Raw genomic sequence first — 20,288 nt, 5'->3', positions numbered from 1 at the left:
TTTTGATGACAGCGGACAGCAAGCCTACCTAGTTAATCCCCATGAAAATCCGGTTCCAGCGGATCTTGCTGAAGAAGGTGCCGTCTTTATCCCAGCTCAGCCATACAAAGAGCGCTTTGCCCACGATATGGTCCTCCGGCACGAAGCCCCATGTACGGGCATCTTCGGAGTTGTGGCGGTTATCACCCATCATCCAGTAGTAGTTCATCTTGAACGTATAGCTATTCGCTTTGGCGCCATTGAGGTAGATGCCGTCTTCCCGGCTTTCCAATTCATTGCCTTCGTATACGCGGATGGCGCGTTCGTAGATCGGCATGGTGAGGCTGTCAAGGGTGATCGTCCATCCTTTTTTGGGTATGATGACGGGCCCGAAATTGTCAATATTCCAATGGTATAGCGGATTATTGGGGAATACACCCGGTTCGGCGTTATCGCGGTGCCGGATATTGGGTACGATCCGTTTGACATTAGCCCAGCCTTTTACCTCTTCATAAGCTTCGTCGGTAAGGTAAAGCTGGTACGGTTCACGCGCGTACGGATTGTAGTCAATCCGCATGTCGAGCAGCCGCTGCGGGTTCAGCCCCGTTCCGTCGGTATACACATAGTAATCCAGTTGGCCATTGGGCGGTTGATACCCCTTGTCGCCGTTGACATATAATTGCGCTTCGCGCAGCGAAATGGTATCACCCGGGACGCCAACGGCGCGTTTGATGTAGTTTTCGCGTTTGTCGATGGGCCTGTTGAATGGGGGATCGGCCTCCATCGGGTAGTTGAATACCACCACGTCATTCCGTTCGATCTCTTGGAATCCCGGCAGCCGTTTATACCCGATTTTTATGCCTTCCCAATAGGCTTTGCCGCCTACAAGGGGCATGGTGTGGTGCGCAAAGGGAAATGCGATCGGGGTCATGGGCACGCGTGGCCCATAATTCAGTTTGCTCACAAACAGGAAGTCGCCCACGAGCAGGCTTTTTTCCATAGATCCCGTGGGGATCATATACGCTTCAATGAGAAAGCCCCTGATGAGCGTAGCCGCCACCACCGCGAATACAATGGCATCTGCCCATTCGCGGCCAACGGACTTTTTATAGGGATATTTCTCCTTAAACTCCGGTGTAAAGGATTGGCCGAGGTACACAACTTTCGGGTCGTTGCCCCACCAGGGAAGCACCACGAACGGCAACAGCACGGTGGCTGCATACTCCCAAAATCGGCGCTTGCCGAAGGCCTTGACCAAATCAAGGTACAGCCCGAAAAAGATGAAAATATTCACGATGGGAATCAGCAGCAATGCGATCCACCAGCGGGGATGTCCGGTGATCCGGGTGATCACATATTCCCGGTAAATGGGTATCAACGATTCCCAACCCTTACGACCGGCCTTGATGAACAATTTCCAAAGGCCGACATGGACTAAGATTAGAATAATTGCAAAAACGATATATCCCATATAGGTTGCGTTTAGATACGTTTATCTGATATTAAATGCGCCCGCCAAAGTTAAACATTTCGGTCACTTGGTAAAATCCGGTTTTGCCGTCAAGCCATTCGGCGGCGATGACTGCACCGAGCGCGAAGCCTGCGCGGCTATGGGCGGTATGCTTGAATTCGATCTGGTCGACTTCTGAACTGTACAACACGGTATGCGTGCCCGGTACATCATCAATGCGGTGGCTCTCGATGAGCAGCTGCTGGGCCTTCGGAATGGATTCCTTGCCCTCTCCGATGAGGTTGTTGATCCATTCTGTTTTGGAATCGGTCTGTTCGATGATGCCCTCCGCGATGGTGATGGCGGTACCGCTGGGCGCATCCAGCTTTTGGGTGTGGTGGATTTCTTCTACCTGTACATCATATTGCTTATATGGATTCATTACGGCGGCCAATAACTTGTTGATGTGAAAAAATACATTCACCCCGATACTGAAGTTAGAGCCATAAAGCAAGGTTTTGTTACCATCGAGGCATTGTTTTTTTACCTCCTCCAGCTGGTCATACCAGCCGGTGGTGCCCACGACGATCGGTACATTCGCCTCAAAGCACAGTTCGATATTGGCTACGGCTGCTTCCGGCCTGCTGAAGTCAATCGCCACGTCGGCGCCTTCCAGGTCTGAAGGGGCGACGCTATCCCGATTGTTTTCGTCGACGACGAGGTGGACCTGATGACCACGCTGTAAGGCAAACTTTTCGATGAGCCGCCCCATCTTGCCATATCCGAGTAGTGCAATGTTCATATACGTAAATTGCTGATTCGCAAACTTAGTAAGTTAGCAGTCAAAAGACAAAAGTTAAAAATTAAAAGTCAAAAGGGTTTAATCTATAAACGGTATATCTAAAAAGTAAATCCTACTTTGAAGCCGAGGGCGTATGGGCGGGACTGATAAGCGAAAGATGACGCAGGCTGCGGCAACAGCGTAGGCGAAATCTTGAAACCCAACGGATTGTCGATCTCCCAGCGGTGCTTGAGCATAGACGTGACATAAGCCTCCACCGCCTGTAGGCCCCACCAACCGATGGTCACCAATACCGTCAGGTCTCGGTTGCGGCGGTAGTAGTCTTTGTAAGTAATCATATAATCCGTCGCTTGACTACCGGCGTCCATATTCGGGTATTTGGTATTGGGTGGGATGGCATGATTGTTATTAACGCGGTATTGCACCTCTTCCAAAATGTCGTGATAGTACCGGTTATTGAATTCGAATACCAGTCCGGCGCTGACGAATCCGCCGTAGATGACCGGCACCTTGAGCCACCACCAACCGCCATTGCTGATCTGTCCCCAGCCGGGTACCATGAGCGATTGCCTCCCTGGCCTGACCGACATGGCTTCCAGCGCCAGCCGGGCCGAATCTTTGAATACCGTCTGCTTCTCCTCCAGCGCTTCCCGCTCGCGACGTTCCCGTTGCCGCCGTTCGCGGCGGGTCTCGGTCGTATCGGCTTTACCTATGGTATCCACGGCAAGGCTATCCACCGCCTTCGGAATGGTGTCGCGCCGCAGGCTGTCCGGCTCCTGTGCCCGCAGCGCACCGGTGAGCCCCAGCATCAACAGCGCGATGATAAAAAGGCGATTCATTACCAATCTAATAGTTCGAGGATCCTGTTGAGGTCTTCCTCCGAATGGAAAGGGATTTCGATGGCACCGGTGCCCTTTTTGCCCGCAACCTTGAGCTTCACCCGCGTGGCAAACTTAGAGGCCAGGTCATCCTCCACCTTCTGATACTGAAAGGACAGGGGAGCGGTTTTCTCGCGTTTGGCCTGCTGGCTGGCATGTTGCTGCATATCTCTCACCAATTCTTCGGTTTTCCGTACAGATAACCCCTTCTTGACGATTTCGCGGAAAATATAGAGCAGCTTATCGATCTCGGCGACATTGATCAGCGCCCGTGCATGCCCCATGCTGAGCTGCCCGTCGCGGATGGCGGCCTGGATGACCGGAGGTAGTTTCAGCAGGCGCAGGTAATTGGTCACCGTTGATCGGTTCTTGCTCACCCGTTCGCCCAGTTCCTCCTGTTTGAGGCTGCATTCTTCGATCATCCGCTGGAAACTCAGTGCCACTTCGATGGCATTGAGGTTTTCACGCTGGATGTTTTCGATAAGGGCCATTTCCAGCATTTGTTGGTCATTGGCCGTGCGTACATACGCCGGTATTTCCGTCAATCCGGCGAGTTTTGCCGCCCGCAATCGCCGTTCGCCGCTGATGAGCTGGTAGGTGTCGCCTGCGGCGTGCCGCACAGTGATGGGCTGTATCAATCCCTGCAATCTGATGGAATCGGCCAGTTCGCCTAACGCCTCCTCATCAAAGGCCGTCCGTGGTTGAAAAGGATTGACCGCGATCTGGGAAATGCGTATATCGTTGATGTTGGTCTGTATTCGCTGTTCCTGCACGTCGCCTACCGACTTGTTTTCTGCTGGCCGCCTGATGACCTCTTCGGTATCGTCGAGCAATGCACCCAGTCCCTTACCCAAACCTATTTTCCGTTGTTGTGCTGCCATGTGCTAAGATGCGCTTACGTGTACTTTTTTTTCTGTGTTATGATTGTTCTTTTCGAGGATCTCCCGGGCCAGGTTCAGGTAGTTGATGGCGCCCTTGCTATTGGCATCATGCATGATGACGGAGATGCCGAAGCTGGGGGCCTCGCTCAGTCGCGTATTGCGCTGGATAATCGTATTGAAGACCAACTCTGTGAAATGCGACCTTACCTCTTCCACGACCTGATTGGATAGCCGCAGCCGCACATCATACATCGTCAGCAGGATACCTTCGATCTCCAGGGCCGTGTTCAACCGGTTCTGTACGATTTTGATGGTGTTGAGCAATTTGCCTAAGCCTTCCAGGGCGAAGTATTCGCATTGTACGGGGATGATGACCGAATCGGAAGCGGAGAGGGCATTGATGGTGATGAGGCCCAACGAAGGCGAGCAATCGATCACGATAAAATCATACTCGTCCTTTATCTGGTTGAGGATGCCACGCATTTTATATTCCCGCTCATGCAGGTTGATCATTTCGATTTCGGCCCCCACCAGATCGATATGCGCTGGCAACAGGTCCAGGTTGGGCGTATCCGTATGCTGGATCGCCTCATGCGGGTCCAGGTCGTTGATCAAACATTCATAGACGCTGGCCTTGATGGTGCGCGGGTCAAATCCGATCCCCGATGTCGAATTCGCTTGCGGATCGGCGTCTACCAACAACGTTTTGTATTCCAGTACAGCCAAACTCGCTGCCAGGTTGATGGAAGTGGTCGTTTTACCCACCCCTCCCTTTTGATTAGCTATTGAAATGATTTTACCCATGGGTGATGAAAAATTTACGCCCTGTTGCGCTGTGCTCAAAAGTATTCATTAATTTGTATTTTTGGGCATTTCAGCAAGTACAAATGCGAGGGGCTAAGATACGCTTTTTAATTTAATCCATCATGATTACCATCATATCCGGTACAAACCGTCCTCATAGTAATACGTTTAAGCTGTCGAGTTATTATCAGCACAGGCTGGCGGAAAAGGGGGTGGAGGCGCATCTTCTGTCGCTCGCGGATTTGTCGGCCGAATTCATATCGGCCGATATGTACAAAACCCGGAGCACCGCATTCCTGCCTTATCAGGAGCACATCAGCGCAACGGACAAGTTTATTTTCATCATCCCCGAATATAACGGAAGCTTTCCGGGGATACTGAAAACGTTTGTCGATGCCTGCCAGTTTCCCGACAGTTTTTTTAATAAAAAAGCCGCGCTGGTGGGGTTATCCAGCGGCAAGTATGGCAACATCCGCGGGGTCGATCATTTTACCGGTGTCTGCCACTACGTGCGCTTGAATGTGTTGCCGTTGCGCATCCACATCCCCCATATTTTTGATGAGTTTGACACTTCGGGCCACCTGTATAAGGAAGACACCCTCCGGTTTACCAATGAGCAGATCGAGGCATTTATACGATTTTAATGCGCCTATTTCAGTTCTTCGTCACTGATTTCCACGTTGATCACCACTTCCTTGGTTACCGCTTTCAGCGGCACCGGCATCATCTGGTTAGCGATGGTAACGGTTTCAGGCAGCTGGATGCGCTCGTAGGTGGCGTAGCCATTTATGGTGGTCTCTCCGGAAAGCGTGCTCTCGGTTTTCAGCTTGAGCCCCGTGGCCACGCTGAAATATTCGGTGGATGTATTGCTGCCATCGGTCACCTTCACCTTGTAGGCATCCTCTTCGTTTACCTTGCCGATACCGTCCAACGCCAGTTTTACGCCCCGCTCCTGGTAGGTGAGTTCGGGGAAGATGTATAGCAACGCTTGATATGCCGCCGCAGCTTCGGCCGGGAGTTCCTGCGATTGTCCTTGGGCTGTCGCGGTCACCTTATCTTTCGTGACCAGCACTTTTGAGAGCACCATATCGCCCATCCTGGTGCTTTGCACAGCGATGCCTTTGCCTTGATCCACCACCTGTTCAATGACAATAGTCATTCCCTGGATTTCGGCTTCGCTCACCGCTTTCATGGTTTTTACAGCCACCAGCTTTTCGCGGCCCCCGATCGCGTCGAGGTATTTTTCGATCACCCCTTCGGCCGTGACGCTGGCATCGGTGATATCCATCTTCACCTCCGGATCGCCGGTGACCGTATAGAACTGCACCGTGCCGAACGTGCCCATCTTGTCCGCAAAATCATCCGTTTTGCCCACGATGGTCACTTGCAGGTCGTGGCCGCGCACATAGTTAGCCGCGATCTCATTGATCTGATCCAACGTAATGCCATCCATGTTTTTAAGGTAATTTTTATAGTAGTCTTTGGGCAGCTGTTGCAATTCCGTATTGATAGCAAAGTTCGCGATGGTCGACGGCTGCTCCAGCGACCGTCCGAAACTCCCCGCAAGGGAAGCCTTCGCCAGGTCGAGCTCTCCCTGGGTGATGGTTTTTTCGGCCATCCGATTCAATTCGTGGATAAACTCTTGAGTTGCGCTATCCGTGACCGCATTGCGTACGCTGGCATTGGTGCTCAGGGTAGCCACCAGTTTGCCCGGGTTAATGCTGCCATAGGCGCCATAGGTATATCCTTTGTCTTCGCGCAGATTCTGGAATAGCCGAGAGGAGGCTCCCCCGCCGAGGATTTCAGCCACCACGTTGACCGCTATTACGTCGGGGTTATTGGGTTTCAGGTCAAACGGATAACCCACGCTGATGACCGACTGGGCACTAGCGGGGCGGTTTACAAGCACGACCTTGTTGCCCTTGGGAGCGGTGGGCGATGGCCATTCATGCTTGGGCACATCACCTTTTTGCCATCCGGAAAAGTGCTTGTTTACCAATTGTTTGGCCTCGGCTACTGTGATATCCCCAACGATGGCTAGGTATGCGATGTTGGGCTTGAAATACGTCGTGTAGTAATGCTTAAAGTCGTCTACGTGCAGGTTTTCCACGGTCTTTTCGGTTTCGATCTCCCCGTAAGGATGGTCTTTGCCATACATGGCCGCGTTCCGGACCACACCGATGATGCTATTGGGGTCGTCTTTGTCCGCTGCCAACGACGATATCGTTTGCTTTTTGAGCTTATCGAGCTCCGTTTGGGGAAAGGCGGGATGGAATAACACATCGGCAAACAGTTCAAGCAACTGATCATTGTACTTCTTCAATGACGAAGCATTGGCCGAGGTGGAAGACGCGCCGATGTAAGCACCGATCCGGTCAATGGCTTCATCCAATTCATCCTTGCTGCGGGTGGCCGTGCCGCCCATAAGCATATCGCCCACAAGTGACGTGAGGCCCGCTTTATCACCCTCCAAGATGGGGTCGCGGTCCAACACGAGCGAATACGTGACGCGCGGTAGCTTGTGGTTTTCCACCACGAATACCTTCAGTCCATTGTCCAGCGTGAACGTGGCCGGGTCGCCGATATTGATTTGCGGAGCCGGACCGGGTTCGGGGTATTGGCTACGGTCTACCTGCGCCAGGGCCACCGTGCAGGTGCCGATAAAAGTCAGTAGATATATGCTGATTTTCTTCATGATCGTTGATGCTTAAGTTTACGGGAATAAGCGGTTATTGTTGTGTCGGTTCTGCTGATTTCGGCAGGTAATATAGCACCACGCGTCCGTTTTTGGCCAGGTACTGCTTCGCCACCCGTTGAATGTCTCCGCGGGTCACCTTGTTGTACTTATCCATCTCCTTGTTTACCTCGTTGGCCTCGCCGAAGAACGTCTTCGCCTCGGCAAGGCTTTCGGCGATCCCGGCCACCGAGGCGTGGCGGCTGACTACCGCATTCTCCACCTGCGCTTGAAGCTTCTGAAAGTCGCTTTCTGATATGCCGTTAGCGATTACCTTTTCGATCTGTTCATCGACAGCCTGTTGCAGCGTATCTGCGGCGATGCCCATGTTGGCGATCGCATATGTGAGGAACACGCCGCCGTCTTCGAGGTCAAGCGGGAATGCCGCCACGCCCACCGCCTTTTGCTGCTTATCTACGATCTCCTTATTCAGCAAAGAGCTGTTTCCCCCGGTCAGGTAGGTAGAGAGCATGCTCAGCGCATGGCTGTCCGCATGTTTCTTGGGAGGCAGGTTGTACGCCAGGATGACCGCCGGCAGTTGGATATTGTCGTATACCACATCGCGTATTTCTGCCGTGCGCTTCGGTTCGGTTACCTCCGACCGGTTGATGGTGCCCGTGCCTACCGGTATTTCCGAGAAATATTCGCGCACCCAAGCTTCCGTTTGATCGTAGTCAATGTCGCCTGCAAGGGATAGCACCGCATTGTTGGGTACATAATACGTGCGGTAAAACTGCATGAATTCGTCTAGTGAGGCCGCATTCAGGTGATCCAGGGAGCCGATGACCGGCCAGTGATAGGGGTGTACCTGATGGGTGCGTTCAAAGGTTTCGCGTAGGATGGTGCCATAGGGTTGATTATCATACCGTTGCCGCATTTCCTCTTTCACCACGGAACGCTGGGTTTCCACGCCTATCGTGTCGATCTTCGCATGCAGCATCCGTTCGCTCTCCATATAAAGGGCTGTTTCGAGGTAATTGGCGGGTACCACCTCGTGGTAATACGTGATGTCATTTGAGGTATAGGCATTGAGCGTGCCGCCGATCGACTCAATTTTTTTCATGTATTCGCCGCGGCCGATGTTTTCGGTACCCTCAAAGAGCAGGTGCTCAAAGAAGTGCGCAAATCCAGTGCGCTTGGGGTCTTCGTTTTTGGAGCCCACGTGGTACATCACCGATACCGCTACGATGGGCGTGGTATTGTCTTGGTGCATCAGCACGGTCAGGCCGTTATCCAACTTGAATTCCTTGAATTCAATGCGGTTTTGTGCAACTGCCTTGCTGACGGTGCAGAGCAATAAGCCAACAAATGCAGGGATTAGTAAAACTTTCTTCATCAGTTGAGAATGAGGTTAAAAGAACGTATACGTTGATAAAAAACTTATGCAAGTTTACCATTATTGGATGAAAAAACGGGGATGTTGTTACAACTTTCGTGCAGCTTGAACCACAGACACCGATCAACCGCAGTACACGCACGCTTGACCCCACCTTTACCGGGGTATTAGCTACTGATAACCCATGTATAATTTACCTATAACCGATGTACTAAGAGGAAGCTTAAACTAAGATACTACCGGAATACTACTGGGTTATCCCTGGATAACTACTGGGAAACTAATATTGAAAAGCTACGTTGCGTCCGATTGGACAGCATCGTACGGTGTCAGGATTTCGGATATGTAAACCGCTACGCCATATGCATGGCACGCAACCGCTCTTTAAATGAATTGGCGGATGCGGAGGGCTACTACGGAAGGTGGCGTAGCGAGCACCCATCGAAATAAAATTTACGTTGAATCGGTGTATTGAACAAAATATTTAATAGAATTGACTGAAAATTGATTGTAATTTTAGCATCCAATAAATGTGTATGATCACGCAAGGCGTAAAGGACTATATCGACAAAAGTGTACTGTGCTGGCTGGCCACAGTTGACGAAGACCATGCACCGAATGTATCACCGAAAGAGATATTCGCTTATTTTGATGAAAAAACGCTACTGATAGCGAATATCGCGTCACCGGGCAGCATACAAAACATACGGGGCAATCCGAAGATCTGCGTGAGTTTCGTGGATGTTTTCGTGCAGAAAGGGTATAAAGTGAAGGGTACAGCCAGGATCGTCGACAACTCGGACCCTTTGTTTCCGGGCAAGCTAAAATTCCTAACGGATCTGTTTACGGACGCCTTCCCGATCAAGGAGCTTATTGAGATAACCGTGACCATAGTGGAACCGATCCGGGCGCCGAGTTATCTGTTCTTTCCCGATACCACGGAAAGCAAACAGATTGAAAGCGCTCTTGAGACCTACAATGTGAGGTTGGGTAAGCAATAAAACATATATTTGGCTCTATCATGAATGACACGATAAACCAACCCCTCCCGCAAGCGTACCATGCCATTGCTGAAGAAACGCGGCAGTTTGGTTTTACCATGCCCTCGGATGTGCAGACGTGCGCATTACTGCGTACGCTGGCAGCCAGCAAGCCTGCCGGGCGTTTCCTGGAGCTGGGTACGGGCAGCGGACTGGCCACGGCTTGGGTACTCGACGGCATGGATGGTGATGCCACCCTGGTATCTTTCGACCACGATGATGCGCTGCTGGCGATTGCCCGGAAATACCTCGGCCACGACAAGCGTTTGTCGCTGGTACTGTCTGATGGTGCCGAATGGGTTCATACAAATGCGGGGCAATCCTTCGATTTTATTTTTGCGGATACCTGGCATGGCAAATACCTTCTTTTGGATGAAGTGCTGGCCATGCTCCGGCCGGGAGGTCTTTATATCGTGGACGACATGCTGCCGCAACCGAATTGGCCAGAAGGGCATCAGGAAAAGGCCTTTGAATTTGTGCGTCGGCTGGAAAGCCGCGGTGACCTGTGGATTGCTAAACAGCATTGGGCAACCGGCATGATCATTGGCGTGAAAAGATGCATATAAAACGTTATTTACTGGTAGTAGTTAGTCTTATTGCGGCAGGCTGCGAGAATGATTTGGATGAAAAATACATCTTCTTAACTGTTTCGAGGCGAATTGCCACTGGAACAGCCACGATAATATGCATGTCAATAAAGGGATACGCTGATGCGTATCTACGCCTCTGGAGGGTAACGTCAAGATGAACTGGTTAAGCATTCAAATCAGCTATTCAAAAAAGTAGTTTTTCTTTTTTGAATAGCTTTACCGCGGGAATCATGAATAAAACCATATACTTTACATACCGCTTTGTATTAAGGCAATCTAGTCTTAAATGCTTTGTGTTTATTTTGATTCTTGCTTACTTGATAGGGATAATTTCAGGGCTAACCGCTAAGTTCCTTGGTATACCAACTGGATATGTAGAAATTGATAATCCAATAGTCGCCTTTATTTTTGCGGTTTTCGTATCCCCATTAATTGAAACCGCAATTTTCCAAGCTTTGATTATCTCTGTTCTGGAGCAAAAGAACATAAAACCCTTATGTACTATAATAATCTCCGGCATCATATTTGGCATTGCACATGGGTTTTACAGTTTTTTTTATGTGGTTTCTGCCAGTGTTTTTGGAATGGTATTAGCATGTTGTTACCTGTTGTTCAAAAGAAAAGGTAATTATGCTTTTGCATACACGATGGCTGTGCATGCTCTCGTCAATCTCATTGCAGCACTTCGTTTTTTTTGATTTCTTTTGGGCTTTATACTGGTAACGGATAATCGATTGCTTCTAATGTCTGTTCGCATGCTAGGGCGCAGTCCAGCCGAAGCCGCATCGGGGGATTCAAGCGGCTAAATTAAATATTGACCATTTGTTTGCCATTAATTAAATTTGGCATCAGGCCCGGTGTGCGTAAAAAACTTTATCGGCGCCTTCAGGTATAAAGTATGTTAATGAAAAGGAAAAATGAAGAGGAACCTAAAAAAAAGCGTAATTGGGCTAACGTTGTATTTTCAATTTTTGTCATTGCTGCCATATTAATATATCTCTACAACTCAAGTTGCTAGATGCGTTAACACTTAAAAAAATTGATTTTAAAGATTATGCCTTATTTTTGATGTAATCAATTCAACACCATGATGGAAAAATACATGCACCTTCTGGAAAATAAAATAATAAGGATTGGCTTGTTTGCGCTTTCTGCCTGCGCCATTTATGCGTTTGGTAAATGTGTGGGTGAAATGGTATATTACTTTTCACATTAAGTAAGTTGATACGGTGAGTGCCGACCCGATTGTAGGTAAGGCGGATGATTGAACGTCGTTGAAGCCTTTGCCCACCGGTTTTCAGGGAATAGGCGTATCTTTGAGCGCATGTACCAATCACGCAGAGAAGACTATATCGAACGCCTGGTCAAGCGCTTCTTGGAAGTGTTGGAACGGATGACAGGTAAGGGCCCCCAATCCGAAGATGAGCCGCTCGAGCATAGCGAAGGCGACATGTTGCTCTTGTATGAAGCATATTTCGGCGTTGATCGTTCGGATTTCCTTCGGCGGTCTGTAGACGATTTACCTGACTTTGCGAAGAACCTGGATGTCCGCCAACTGAGGCCATTGGCATTGCTGTTATACCACGATGCTATGAGGCAGCCATCCAATAATGAAAAGCGCGCGTTGTTGGAACGGGCAAAATGGCTGTTGGGACATGCGCACGGGATAACCGGCCAAATGGACTTCGAAGATGTCCAGATATTGAACCAAATCAACCAAGAACTCAATTCCTGTTGAAAGAAGCAGAAGGTCTAGCGCAGCGATTAACCAAAGGTTGCTAATCGATAAATATCCAATAGCAACGTGTGGTTTTGGTGGGCAGTATACCGTTGCTCATAGGCTTCCCTTGCGCCGTCGCTTACCTGCTGCCGGTAGGCATCTTCACTGCTGAGCCACCGCTGGGTTTCCCGGCGGAGCGCAGCGGCATCCCCGGGAGTGTACAGCTGTCCGTTTTGCCCATCATGGATCATGGATTGCATGGCACCCAGATTACTGGCAATGACGGGTGTACCCGAGGCGAAGGCTTCTATCACGGTCATGGGCATGCCTTCATACCAAACAGAAGGGAAGATGAGTGCCGTGCAGCTAGCCAGTTGCGCTTCGATCCCGCCTCTGCCGAGCGTACCCAGGTAGGTAATATTGGCGGATTGTTGAGCAGCGTCTACCACACTAGTCCGCAACGGGCCATCGCCCACGATCCGTACGTGCAGCTCCGTGCCGCCAAATGCTTCCAGCAATACCTTGATGCCCTTTTCTTGGGTCAGGCGGCCGATGAAGAGGAAATGCCGCCCACGTACAGCGGCTAGCTGGCTGGTATCGGCCACGAAATTAGGCTTGACGACAAACTGTGTCGCCGGCACACCGAAGGATGAATCGACGAATAGTTGCCTAGCAAAGTCCGTCAAGACGATATAACGATCTACCATACACCAAGTGCCCAGCAGCTTATGCAGCCATACCGTGAAGGCCAGCCAATAGGTTTTGAACACAGAATTGCTATGCACACCCAAGCGCACGGCCTTCCAGGGAAACCCGGCGTGCAGGCTGTCGAGGAATAGCTTGCCGGCATGGAACAGCGTGGCTGAAGGGCAGAGCAGGCGATAGTTGTGCAGGGTCATCACTACCGGGATACCATGGCGTTTGGCGATGCGGATGGCAATGGGGCCGATGGCATAGTGCAGGTTGTGGATGTGGATCACATCAGGGCTGAACGTCCGGATAGCTTGTTTTACTCTGCGCCCGGCCCAGGTATTCCACGGCGACCAGAGGGTCTGCCATGCGCCCCTCCAGCCCTTTTGATTGCGGAAGGTTAGCGTCTCCACCGTTTCCGTGGTCGCAAGCAATGCCCGTTCCTGTTCGAAAACCGCGTCTTCGCCGCCTGGGTCTTGGTAGTAATTGTGTATAATCAGTATCCGCATGATCCCCAATCGGGATGCAAATTAAAAAAATTAATGGTTACTAGTAGTAAATCGTATCTTTAGGGCATCATCTGAAACGATCATCAAGCAAAACCTGCCTATGGAAAAAAGATGTTTGGATTGTGGAGCGTTGCTCTTGGGCCGTGCCGATAAGAAATTCTGCGACGATGCCTGCCGTAGCAATTATAACAACCGGCGAAACAGTGAAGAAAACAGTTACCTCCGCAAGGTGAATAATATTTTAAAGCGTAATCGCAAAATCCTGGAAACGCTGAACCCCGATGGCAAGACAAAAGTGAAGTGGAAATCGCTCATCCATGCGGGATTCAATTTTGACTACATCACCGATATGTACGAAACAAGCAAAGGTACCCAATACCGGTTTTGCTACGAATATGGTTACCTGTTGCTGGATAATGACGAGGTGCTATTGGTGAAGCGGGGCAACTGAACTGACCATGTTGATTACTTGCATATGCAGTGCAAGTTGCCTAAGTTTGCCGGATGCAGCGGAATACCTTTGCGGATTTCAAGTTCAACAAACAAATCCTGAATGCCATCGAAGAGGCGGGTTATACTACACCCACTCCGATCCAACAGAAGGCGGTTCCGCCGATTTTGGCCGGACAGGACGTCATGGGGATCGCCCAGACCGGCACGGGGAAAACTGCCGCTTTCGTGTTGCCCATCCTCATGAAACTCAGCCATGCGCAGGGCAATGAAGCACGGGCACTCATCCTTTCGCCGACCCGCGAACTGGCGATGCAAATCGAGGAAAATATCCGCCTGTTTACGGCCTATACCGACCTGCGGACCGTGGTGCTCTACGGTGGCCTCGGTCCGAAAACGCAAATTGCGGCGTTGGAGCGGGGCGTAGACATAATTGTGTCCACGCCCGGTCGATTCCTCGAGCTGTACCTTGCCGGGTACCTGGTCACCAAATCGCTGAAAGTGCTGGTCATGGATGAGGCCGATAAGATGATGGATATGGGATTCATCGGTAAGCTGCACCGAATATTGGAAGTAGTGCCCCGCAAGCGGCAGAACCTGCTTTTTTCGGCGACGATGAGCGAACTGGTGCATAAGATCGCAGGCGATTTTTTGGCTTTCCCGACCATCGTGGAGGTCACTGAACAGGCCACCCCGGCGCAGACCGTGACACAAACGCTATATCGGGTGCCTAACCTCAAAACGAAGATTAATCTGTTGCAGCATTTGCTCAAAGACGATGAAGCCTTGCACAGGCTCATCGTGTTCTGCAAAACCAAAACGGTGGCAGACAACGTATTCCACTTTGTTGAACGCCGATATGGCACTGAAAATGTACGGGTGATCCATGCTAATAAAGGACAAAATACCCGTATCAATGCGATCAACGCATTCAAGGAAGGGGCCATCCGGATATTGGTGGCCACCGATGTGGCGGCCCGGGGACTGGATGTGAGCAATGTGAGCCATGTAGTCAACTTTGATGTACCGGTCGTCATTGAAGATTATGTGCACCGCATCGGCCGAACAGGGCGGGCATACCAAACGGGAGACGCCATTACCTTCTGCAATCCGGCAGAAGAATATTATGTGCATAAAATCGAAAAGCTGATCCGCCAACAGATACCGGTAGTGGATATTCCCAAGGAGGTGTTTGTGGAGCAAACGGGATTTGAGGAGCGGCAGGCCATCGCACGGGAGATTGATGCACAGAAACGAAAGGATAATCCCGATTTTCAGGGAGCTTTCCATGAGAAAAAATTGGCGAATCAGAAGGGAGATAAACCGCAGCGAAAGCATACGCGTACTGCGCAAAACAAATCGAAGCCGGGTAAGGGTAAGCGATGAGGCAGTTGCGAATTACCCCGCTGAATATTGCTGCGGCATTGCTGGTTACCTGGCTGCTGTGGCAAGTCATCGCCGACAAGATCGGCGTAGGCACCATTGGTTGGTTTTTATTACTTTTGCTGGTGCTTGTTGCGGCCGACCAGTTTTTTCGGTTACTGCTGCGCAAGCTTAAACGTATATGGATGGCCGAAGGGGTGTTTTTGGTGCTGGTGGTGGTATTGGTATGGGTGATACGGGTATGGTAAATATGGAATGAATAACATGAAAAAAGCAGAAATAAAACTGACGATTGAACTCGATGAGCACAACGTACCGGATAACATCTCCTGGGAATCATCCGACGGGGAGAACGCAGAAGCACTGCCGGCCAAAGCCATGTTTCTGGCGCTGTGGGACCACCATTATAAAAATTCCATGCGCATAGACCTTTGGACAAAGGACATGCCCTTGGATGAAATGAAGCGCTTTTTCTATGAAACGCTACAGACGCTGGGCGACACCTTCATCCGGGCTTCCGGCGATGATGAAGTGGCGAAAGCAGTCATCGGCGACCTGCGGGACTACTGCGACCATTTCGCCGAGAAGATGGAGGTGACCCAAAAACAGAACTAACACGTGGACGCACGGAATCGTAAATCTAAAGTCGTAAATCTAAAATCTAACATCGCATGAACCATTTTTTAGTCAAATCGGAGCCATTTAAATATAGCTGGCAGCGATTTCTCGAGGATAAACGGACGGTTTGGGATGGCGTGCGCAATTACCAGGCGAGGCTCACCCTGCTGGCAATGAAGAAGGGCGATCTGGTCTTATTTTATCATAGCAATGAAGGCAAGGAGGTCGTGGGCATTGCCAACGTGGTGAAAGAACATTATCAAGACCCCACTACCTCGGATGAACGCTGGGTAGTGGTGGACTTGGCGCCGGTGGAAACGCTGAGAAAGCCGGTCACCTTGGAGACCATTAAGAAAGAGCCATTGCTTCAGAACATTGCGTTGGTGCGCCAGGGCCGCTTGTCGGTGATGCCGCTGATGCGGGAGGAGTTTGACCGCATTGTCGCACTAGGAACATAATTTTTGTAGATTAGCTCCCTTGGAAAATTTAACCCTATAAATATGTTGAAGCAGTATGCAATATACGGCCCTTTAATGGGTTTGTTAGCGGTAAGTGTCATTTCGTGCAACAACGGAACGACAATACAGAAACAGGAAGAAGAGATACATAACGCGGCTACGCAGGTCGTGCCCGAAGAGGCTGAAGGACTGATCGGGCGTTGGGATATCACCGTAGATAAAGAAGGCGAGGAAGCGCCGTCATGGCTGGAAGTCAAATTATCGGGCTTTGATGTACTGGTAGGTGCTTTTGTGTCTGATGCGGGGAGCAGTCGCCCGGTTTCGCACATTACCCTCCAGAATGGCGTGTTTTCATTCCAGATCCCGCCGCAATGGGAGGGAGGAGGTGGCCTTTTTACGGTTGAAGGAGAGCTGACCGCCGAGGGTATCAAGGGCACGATCACGACCAATAAGGGGAATACGTTTCCGTTTACGGGGGTTAAGGCTCCTTATCTGACCAGAACGGGCGAAGCACAATGGGGCCAACCCATTGACCTCTTCAATGGCAAAGACCTAACCGGATGGAAGACTTCGGGCGATAATAGCCAATGGGTGGTGGAAGACGGTATACTGATCAATAAAGAATCGGGTGCCAACCTGATCAGTGAACAGCAGTTTGAAGATTTTAAACTGGTTGCCGAATTCCGTTATGCAGAAGGAGCCAATTCCGGTATTTATTTGCGAGGACGTTATGAGGTACAGATTGAGGATTCACCAAAAGACAGGCACCCCGGCTCTTTGTATTTCGGCGGTATATATGGCTTCTTGTCGCCCAGTGAAATGGCGACATTAGGACCGAATGAGTGGAATAAATACGAAATCACCCTGCGTGGGCGTATGGTTACGATCGTAGCCAACGGCAAAACCATTATCAATAATCAGGAGATCCCCGGGATTACAGGCGGTGCACGCGATAGCCGCGAAGGTGAGCCTGGTCCAATTTACCTACAGGGAGACCACACGGGGGTACAATTCCGGAAGATTACCGTGATACCGGCGAAGTAGCCCGCCATCGGGTTCAATACCCATTCAAACATTTTCCAACGGTCGTTGTTGCATACGATAAAACAAACCGTATGGCAAGGACCGTTGGCATTATCTTGATCGTTCTGGGAGCAGTCATGCTCGTGTGGACCGGCTTTTCGTTTACACGCGAGGAAAAAGTGGTGGATATCGGCTCAGTGGAGATCACGGCTGATAAACAGGAACAGGTCAATTGGCCGCCCTATGTGGGGGGTATACTATTACTGGCTGGCGTTGTCCTATTGGTTATTCCGCGGAGAAGGTAAGCAGCAGGTTTTGAAGTTCCTTGGCGTCCTTTGGCTTGAGTTTGCCGGCCAATACGAGCCGGAGTTGACGGCGCTGAAGCGCTTCGTTGAATAATTTCTGTTCTTCCTCGGTCTCGGGGATAAGCTGAGGTACGTTGATCGTGTGCTCGTGCTCGTCGATCGCGACAAACGTATAATACGCTTCGTTTGACTTGACCTTCGTGCCTGAAGGAATATTCTGTGCCCATACGGTAAGCCGCACCTCCACAGAAGTGGTAAATGCCCGTGTTACTTTGGCTTCGATACTGATGACATCGCCCAATTTTACTGGATGCTTAAAGGATACGTTGTCTACGGCAGCGGTTACCACGATGCGGTTGCAGTGTTTTTGAGCAGAGATGGCAGCGGCAATATCCATCCAGTGAAGCAGCCGGCCGCCCATCAGGTTGTTTAGCGTGTTGGTGTCGTTAGGGAGCACCAGTTCGTTCATGATGGTATATGATTCGCGGGCAAACTTTTGTGTCATTCGTAAATTATTTGTCTTTTAATGGCCTCATGGAACCTGCATTTTCATCGCCTTTTGCGTAAGGCGCTGATATGGCAGGTTTCATGCTGCAAAGATGGGATTATTTTTTGAGCTGCCGGTCAACGACGGCCAGCCCTTCTTCAAAATCATGTGGTTGATAACCCAATACCTTGCGGGCTTTATCGAGTATGAATCCTGTCCGCTTGGGCCGCGGCGCGGCTTGGCTCAGCGTCGCGGAGCTCACTTCGGTGATCAATGACTTGTCCAATCCCCAGAAATCGGCCACAGCGGCAACCAATTCGTGAATGGCGAACAGATCGCTGCCCGAGATGTGATAGATACCCTCGGCCTGTTTGATGGCGGTAAGGAGGCATGCATTGGCTAGGTCCTCGGCCAGTGTCGGCATCCGCCATTGGTCGTTGACCACCTTGAGCGGTTGCCCTTTTTCCAATGCTCCCTTAGCCCACAGGACGATATTGCTCCGGCTCATATCGGCCACCACACCATATACCAGTATGGTGCGTAGGATAGCCCATTTACAGCTGGACTGCTGGATGAGGTGCTCGGCTGCTAATTTGCTCCGGCCATACAGGCTTAGCGGATTGGGGGGGGCATCCTCTGCATAGGGCCCGTCTTCGCCATCGAAAATGAAATCGGTAGACAGGTGGATCAGGTGGATGCCGAAGGCTTCGGACAAGGATATCAACTGCGCAACGGCATCTACATTCAGTTTCTGGCAGCCCTCGGGATCATGTTCGCAGGTATCTACATTGGTCATCGCGGCCGTATTGATAATCGCATCGGGCTGTTGCTCGGCGATGACTTCCCTGAGCCGCTGCCCATCGAGGATGTCTAAGTCGATATACCGATAACCGCTTTTGACGGGATGGCGATTTTCACCCCGGGAAGTCGCAATCAGCTCAACCGTATCGTCGTTAAGCGCCAGGTCGGTAATCTTCTGGCCCAGTAGCCCATTGCTTCCCGTAACGAGTATCTTCATTGTTTTCGGACTTGCACGTTCAGTCATCACTTTTGGAAATTAATGTTAGTATGTACCAGTTGCCCCCAAAGGATAGCTTACACCGGTATGAGTCATCTTGACGGGTAGGATGTGGCCGTTTTCGTCAAAGTGCATCTCATCGATGCAGGTGGCCCGTTCATTGGCGCCTGTTTTGCCAAGCGGGCGGCGATGGTACACGATATACCATTGATCTTTGCCCGGGATTTGGATGACCGAGTGGTGGCCCGCGCCGGTGGCGATTTCGGGATCTTGCTCCAGGATGGTGGCTGCACGTTTGAATGGCCCGAACGGACTATCCGCTATGGCATAAGCCACTTTATAATGCGGACCGCCCCAGCCGCCTTCAGACCACATGAAATAATATTTGCCGTTGCGGGTGAACATGAATGGCCCTTCGACATAGCCTTCCGGTGTCACCTCTTTGTAGGTTTCGCCATCATCAAACGGTACTAGGCCGGTAAAATCATCATTTAGCTTGACGATGTTGCAATGCTGCCAGCCACCGTAATATAGGTAGTACGTACCATCGCTGTCCTTGAACACAAATTGATCAATGGGCTGTGCGCCATTGACGATCGCATTGATCAGCGGCTTGCCCAGCAGGTCTTTGAACGGTCCCTCGGGCTTATCGGCCACGGCCACGCCAATGCCGCCTACCTCGCCTTCATGCACATCATTGGCCGCAAAGAAAAGGTAGTATTTGCCACCTTTCTCCAACACACCCGGCGCCCACATGGCACGCTTGGCCCATTTGACTGCTGCCGTATCGATGATCACCGGATGCTTGGTCCAGTGGACAAGGTCGGGCGAGGAAAAGGCATCGAAAAACACCTGCTCTTCATAAGGTGCGGAATAGGTGGGATACACCCAAAAGCGGTCGCCATAGATGATGCCCTCCGGATCGGCATACCAGCCCGGAAACACGGGGTTTTGCTGGGCGATCAACGATTGGGAGCAATTGGCGAAAAGCCCTAGGATAATCAAAAAGCCGTAGATACGGAACGTCTTCATGCAACATCGGGTTTTGTACGACCGCTAAAATACAGTTTCTGTTGTAATTTCGATTCCCGGCCATCACAATAATCACATTTTTCCATTTTTGTCTTTTTTCC

Annotated in this window: 23 protein-coding genes; 12 read left to right on the top strand and 11 right to left on the bottom strand. The window is 50.7% G+C overall.

The window, feature by feature from the left end; genetic code table 11:
• Positions 1–28: 28 nt before the first annotated feature.
• From lepB to ACMGDE_RS11010, 5 genes are all read right to left on the bottom strand, one after another.
• Positions 29–1,450, bottom strand: a complete 1,422-nt coding sequence (gene lepB, locus ACMGDE_RS11030; RefSeq protein ID WP_436832843.1) for a signal peptidase I — start codon at positions 1,448–1,450, stop codon at positions 29–31.
• A 31-nt stretch (positions 1,451–1,481) separates the two neighbouring features.
• Positions 1,482–2,231 carry a 4-hydroxy-tetrahydrodipicolinate reductase gene (dapB, locus tag ACMGDE_RS11025; RefSeq protein ID WP_436832842.1) on the bottom strand — a complete coding sequence of 250 codons (750 nt, stop codon included), beginning with the start codon at positions 2,229–2,231 and terminating at the stop codon, positions 1,482–1,484.
• 98 nt (positions 2,232–2,329) lie between these two features.
• A complete protein-coding gene (locus tag ACMGDE_RS11020) occupies positions 2,330–3,070 on the bottom strand; it encodes a DUF5683 domain-containing protein (protein ID WP_436832841.1) in 741 nt (246 codons plus the stop codon).
• Positions 3,070–3,990, bottom strand: a complete 921-nt coding sequence (locus ACMGDE_RS11015) for a ParB/RepB/Spo0J family partition protein (protein ID WP_436832840.1) — start codon at positions 3,988–3,990, stop codon at positions 3,070–3,072. Before ACMGDE_RS11015 ends, ACMGDE_RS11020 begins: the two co-directional genes overlap by 1 nt.
• Before the next feature lie 3 nt (positions 3,991–3,993).
• A complete protein-coding gene (locus tag ACMGDE_RS11010) occupies positions 3,994–4,794 on the bottom strand; it encodes a ParA family protein (protein WP_436832839.1) in 801 nt (266 codons plus the stop codon).
• 122 nt (positions 4,795–4,916) lie between these two features.
• Between ACMGDE_RS11010 and ACMGDE_RS11005 the strand changes: the two genes are divergently transcribed.
• Positions 4,917–5,438 carry an NADPH-dependent FMN reductase gene (locus tag ACMGDE_RS11005; RefSeq protein ID WP_436832838.1) on the top strand — a complete coding sequence of 174 codons (522 nt, stop codon included), beginning with the start codon at positions 4,917–4,919 and terminating at the stop codon, positions 5,436–5,438.
• 5 nt (positions 5,439–5,443) lie between these two features.
• Here the strand turns inward: ACMGDE_RS11005 and ACMGDE_RS11000 are convergent, their stop codons facing one another.
• Positions 5,444–7,489 (bottom strand): M16 family metallopeptidase, encoded by a 2,046-nt coding sequence (locus ACMGDE_RS11000; protein WP_436832837.1) that lies wholly within the window; start codon positions 7,487–7,489, stop codon positions 5,444–5,446.
• A gap of 34 nt (positions 7,490–7,523) precedes the next feature.
• Positions 7,524–8,864: a M16 family metallopeptidase gene (locus ACMGDE_RS10995; protein WP_436832836.1), complete on the bottom strand. Its 1,341-nt coding sequence runs from the start codon at positions 8,862–8,864 to the stop codon at positions 7,524–7,526.
• A gap of 536 nt (positions 8,865–9,400) precedes the next feature.
• On the opposite strand from ACMGDE_RS10995, the gene ACMGDE_RS10990 reads away from it, so the two are divergent.
• From ACMGDE_RS10990 to ACMGDE_RS10975, 4 genes are all read left to right on the top strand, one after another.
• Positions 9,401–9,865, top strand: a complete 465-nt coding sequence (locus tag ACMGDE_RS10990; RefSeq protein ID WP_436832835.1) for a pyridoxamine 5'-phosphate oxidase family protein — start codon at positions 9,401–9,403, stop codon at positions 9,863–9,865.
• 20 nt (positions 9,866–9,885) lie between these two features.
• Positions 9,886–10,470 carry an O-methyltransferase gene (locus ACMGDE_RS10985; RefSeq protein ID WP_436832834.1) on the top strand — a complete coding sequence of 195 codons (585 nt, stop codon included), beginning with the start codon at positions 9,886–9,888 and terminating at the stop codon, positions 10,468–10,470.
• Positions 10,471–10,724: 254 nt separating this feature from the next.
• Entirely contained in the window at positions 10,725–11,192 is a 468-nt protein-coding gene (locus ACMGDE_RS10980) for a CPBP family glutamic-type intramembrane protease (protein ID WP_436832833.1), read from the top strand.
• Between the two features lie 566 nt (positions 11,193–11,758).
• On the top strand, positions 11,759–12,232 hold the full coding sequence (locus ACMGDE_RS10975) for a uroporphyrinogen decarboxylase/cobalamine-independent methonine synthase family protein (protein ID WP_436832832.1): 474 nt from the start codon (positions 11,759–11,761) through the stop codon (positions 12,230–12,232).
• 26 nt (positions 12,233–12,258) lie between these two features.
• On the opposite strand, the gene ACMGDE_RS10970 is transcribed toward ACMGDE_RS10975, so the two are convergent.
• Positions 12,259–13,413, bottom strand: a complete 1,155-nt coding sequence (locus ACMGDE_RS10970; RefSeq protein WP_436832831.1) for a glycosyltransferase — start codon at positions 13,411–13,413, stop codon at positions 12,259–12,261.
• Between the two features lie 100 nt (positions 13,414–13,513).
• On the opposite strand from ACMGDE_RS10970, the gene ACMGDE_RS10965 reads away from it, so the two are divergent.
• The 7 genes from ACMGDE_RS10965 to ACMGDE_RS10935 all read left to right on the top strand — a co-directional run bounded on the left by ACMGDE_RS10965 (position 13,514) and on the right by ACMGDE_RS10935 (position 17,650).
• Positions 13,514–13,864, top strand: coding sequence for a hypothetical protein (locus ACMGDE_RS10965; protein WP_436832830.1), 351 nt, complete (start codon positions 13,514–13,516; stop codon positions 13,862–13,864).
• Positions 13,865–13,917: 53 nt separating this feature from the next.
• Positions 13,918–15,249 carry a DEAD/DEAH box helicase gene (locus ACMGDE_RS10960; RefSeq protein ID WP_436832829.1) on the top strand — a complete coding sequence of 444 codons (1,332 nt, stop codon included), beginning with the start codon at positions 13,918–13,920 and terminating at the stop codon, positions 15,247–15,249.
• Entirely contained in the window at positions 15,246–15,494 is a 249-nt protein-coding gene (locus ACMGDE_RS10955; protein ID WP_436832828.1) for a hypothetical protein, read from the top strand. Before ACMGDE_RS10960 ends, ACMGDE_RS10955 begins: the two co-directional genes overlap by 4 nt.
• 16 nt (positions 15,495–15,510) lie before the next feature.
• Positions 15,511–15,861, top strand: a complete 351-nt coding sequence (gene gldC / locus ACMGDE_RS10950) for a gliding motility protein GldC (protein ID WP_436832827.1) — start codon at positions 15,511–15,513, stop codon at positions 15,859–15,861.
• A gap of 56 nt (positions 15,862–15,917) precedes the next feature.
• Positions 15,918–16,322, top strand: a complete 405-nt coding sequence (locus tag ACMGDE_RS10945) for an EVE domain-containing protein (RefSeq protein WP_436832826.1) — start codon at positions 15,918–15,920, stop codon at positions 16,320–16,322.
• Positions 16,323–16,364: 42 nt separating this feature from the next.
• A complete protein-coding gene (locus ACMGDE_RS10940) occupies positions 16,365–17,366 on the top strand; it encodes a 3-keto-disaccharide hydrolase (protein WP_436832825.1) in 1,002 nt (333 codons plus the stop codon).
• Between the two features lie 71 nt (positions 17,367–17,437).
• Positions 17,438–17,650: a hypothetical protein gene (locus tag ACMGDE_RS10935; RefSeq protein ID WP_436832824.1), complete on the top strand. Its 213-nt coding sequence runs from the start codon at positions 17,438–17,440 to the stop codon at positions 17,648–17,650.
• On the opposite strand, the gene ACMGDE_RS10930 is transcribed toward ACMGDE_RS10935, so the two are convergent.
• The 3 genes from ACMGDE_RS10930 to ACMGDE_RS10920 form a co-directional block, all read right to left on the bottom strand.
• On the bottom strand, positions 17,631–18,155 hold the full coding sequence (locus ACMGDE_RS10930) for an acyl-CoA thioesterase (RefSeq protein ID WP_436832823.1): 525 nt from the start codon (positions 18,153–18,155) through the stop codon (positions 17,631–17,633). The two genes, ACMGDE_RS10935 and ACMGDE_RS10930, sit on opposite strands and share 20 nt — an antisense overlap.
• 100 nt (positions 18,156–18,255) lie before the next feature.
• On the bottom strand, positions 18,256–19,155 hold the full coding sequence (locus tag ACMGDE_RS10925) for an SDR family oxidoreductase (protein WP_436832822.1): 900 nt from the start codon (positions 19,153–19,155) through the stop codon (positions 18,256–18,258).
• Positions 19,156–19,200: 45 nt separating this feature from the next.
• Complete coding sequence (locus ACMGDE_RS10920) at positions 19,201–20,187, bottom strand: glycoside hydrolase family 43 protein (protein ID WP_436832821.1); 987 nt, start codon at positions 20,185–20,187, stop codon at positions 19,201–19,203.
• Between the last annotated feature and the right edge of the window lie 101 nt (positions 20,188–20,288).

The sequence above is a fragment of the Parapedobacter brassicae genome (assembly GCF_051400755.1).
Taxonomy (GTDB): Bacteria; Bacteroidota; Bacteroidia; order Sphingobacteriales; family Sphingobacteriaceae; genus Parapedobacter.
The sequence above is the reverse complement of the archived record's forward strand: the minus strand, read 5'-3'. Positions and strand labels throughout refer to the sequence as shown.

What these genes read in the sequence shown, in the direction of transcription:
- lepB (WP_436832843.1), bottom strand. Translation starts at nt 1,450, where the DNA reads ATGGGATATATCGTTTTTGCAATTATTCTAATCTTAGTCCATGTCGGC.
- dapB (WP_436832842.1), bottom strand. Translation starts at nt 2,231, where the DNA reads ATGAACATTGCACTACTCGGATATGGCAAGATGGGGCGGCTCATCGAA.
- ACMGDE_RS11020 (WP_436832841.1), bottom strand. Translation starts at nt 3,070, where the DNA reads ATGAATCGCCTTTTTATCATCGCGCTGTTGATGCTGGGGCTCACCGGT.
- ACMGDE_RS11015 (WP_436832840.1), bottom strand. Translation starts at nt 3,990, where the DNA reads ATGGCAGCACAACAACGGAAAATAGGTTTGGGTAAGGGACTGGGTGCA.
- ACMGDE_RS11010 (WP_436832839.1), bottom strand. Translation starts at nt 4,794, where the DNA reads ATGGGTAAAATCATTTCAATAGCTAATCAAAAGGGAGGGGTGGGTAAA.
- ACMGDE_RS11005 (WP_436832838.1), top strand. Translation starts at nt 4,917, where the DNA reads ATGATTACCATCATATCCGGTACAAACCGTCCTCATAGTAATACGTTT.
- ACMGDE_RS11000 (WP_436832837.1), bottom strand. Translation starts at nt 7,489, where the DNA reads ATGAAGAAAATCAGCATATATCTACTGACTTTTATCGGCACCTGCACG.
- ACMGDE_RS10995 (WP_436832836.1), bottom strand. Translation starts at nt 8,864, where the DNA reads ATGAAGAAAGTTTTACTAATCCCTGCATTTGTTGGCTTATTGCTCTGC.
- ACMGDE_RS10990 (WP_436832835.1), top strand. Translation starts at nt 9,401, where the DNA reads ATGATCACGCAAGGCGTAAAGGACTATATCGACAAAAGTGTACTGTGC.
- ACMGDE_RS10985 (WP_436832834.1), top strand. Translation starts at nt 9,886, where the DNA reads ATGAATGACACGATAAACCAACCCCTCCCGCAAGCGTACCATGCCATT.
- ACMGDE_RS10980 (WP_436832833.1), top strand. Translation starts at nt 10,725, where the DNA reads ATGAATAAAACCATATACTTTACATACCGCTTTGTATTAAGGCAATCT.
- ACMGDE_RS10970 (WP_436832831.1), bottom strand. Translation starts at nt 13,413, where the DNA reads ATGCGGATACTGATTATACACAATTACTACCAAGACCCAGGCGGCGAA.
- ACMGDE_RS10965 (WP_436832830.1), top strand. Translation starts at nt 13,514, where the DNA reads ATGGAAAAAAGATGTTTGGATTGTGGAGCGTTGCTCTTGGGCCGTGCC.
- ACMGDE_RS10960 (WP_436832829.1), top strand. Translation starts at nt 13,918, where the DNA reads ATGCAGCGGAATACCTTTGCGGATTTCAAGTTCAACAAACAAATCCTG.
- ACMGDE_RS10955 (WP_436832828.1), top strand. Translation starts at nt 15,246, where the DNA reads ATGAGGCAGTTGCGAATTACCCCGCTGAATATTGCTGCGGCATTGCTG.
- gldC (WP_436832827.1), top strand. Translation starts at nt 15,511, where the DNA reads ATGAAAAAAGCAGAAATAAAACTGACGATTGAACTCGATGAGCACAAC.
- ACMGDE_RS10945 (WP_436832826.1), top strand. Translation starts at nt 15,918, where the DNA reads ATGAACCATTTTTTAGTCAAATCGGAGCCATTTAAATATAGCTGGCAG.
- ACMGDE_RS10940 (WP_436832825.1), top strand. Translation starts at nt 16,365, where the DNA reads ATGTTGAAGCAGTATGCAATATACGGCCCTTTAATGGGTTTGTTAGCG.
- ACMGDE_RS10935 (WP_436832824.1), top strand. Translation starts at nt 17,438, where the DNA reads ATGGCAAGGACCGTTGGCATTATCTTGATCGTTCTGGGAGCAGTCATG.
- ACMGDE_RS10930 (WP_436832823.1), bottom strand. Translation starts at nt 18,155, where the DNA reads ATGACACAAAAGTTTGCCCGCGAATCATATACCATCATGAACGAACTG.
- ACMGDE_RS10925 (WP_436832822.1), bottom strand. Translation starts at nt 19,155, where the DNA reads ATGAAGATACTCGTTACGGGAAGCAATGGGCTACTGGGCCAGAAGATT.
- ACMGDE_RS10920 (WP_436832821.1), bottom strand. Translation starts at nt 20,187, where the DNA reads ATGAAGACGTTCCGTATCTACGGCTTTTTGATTATCCTAGGGCTTTTC.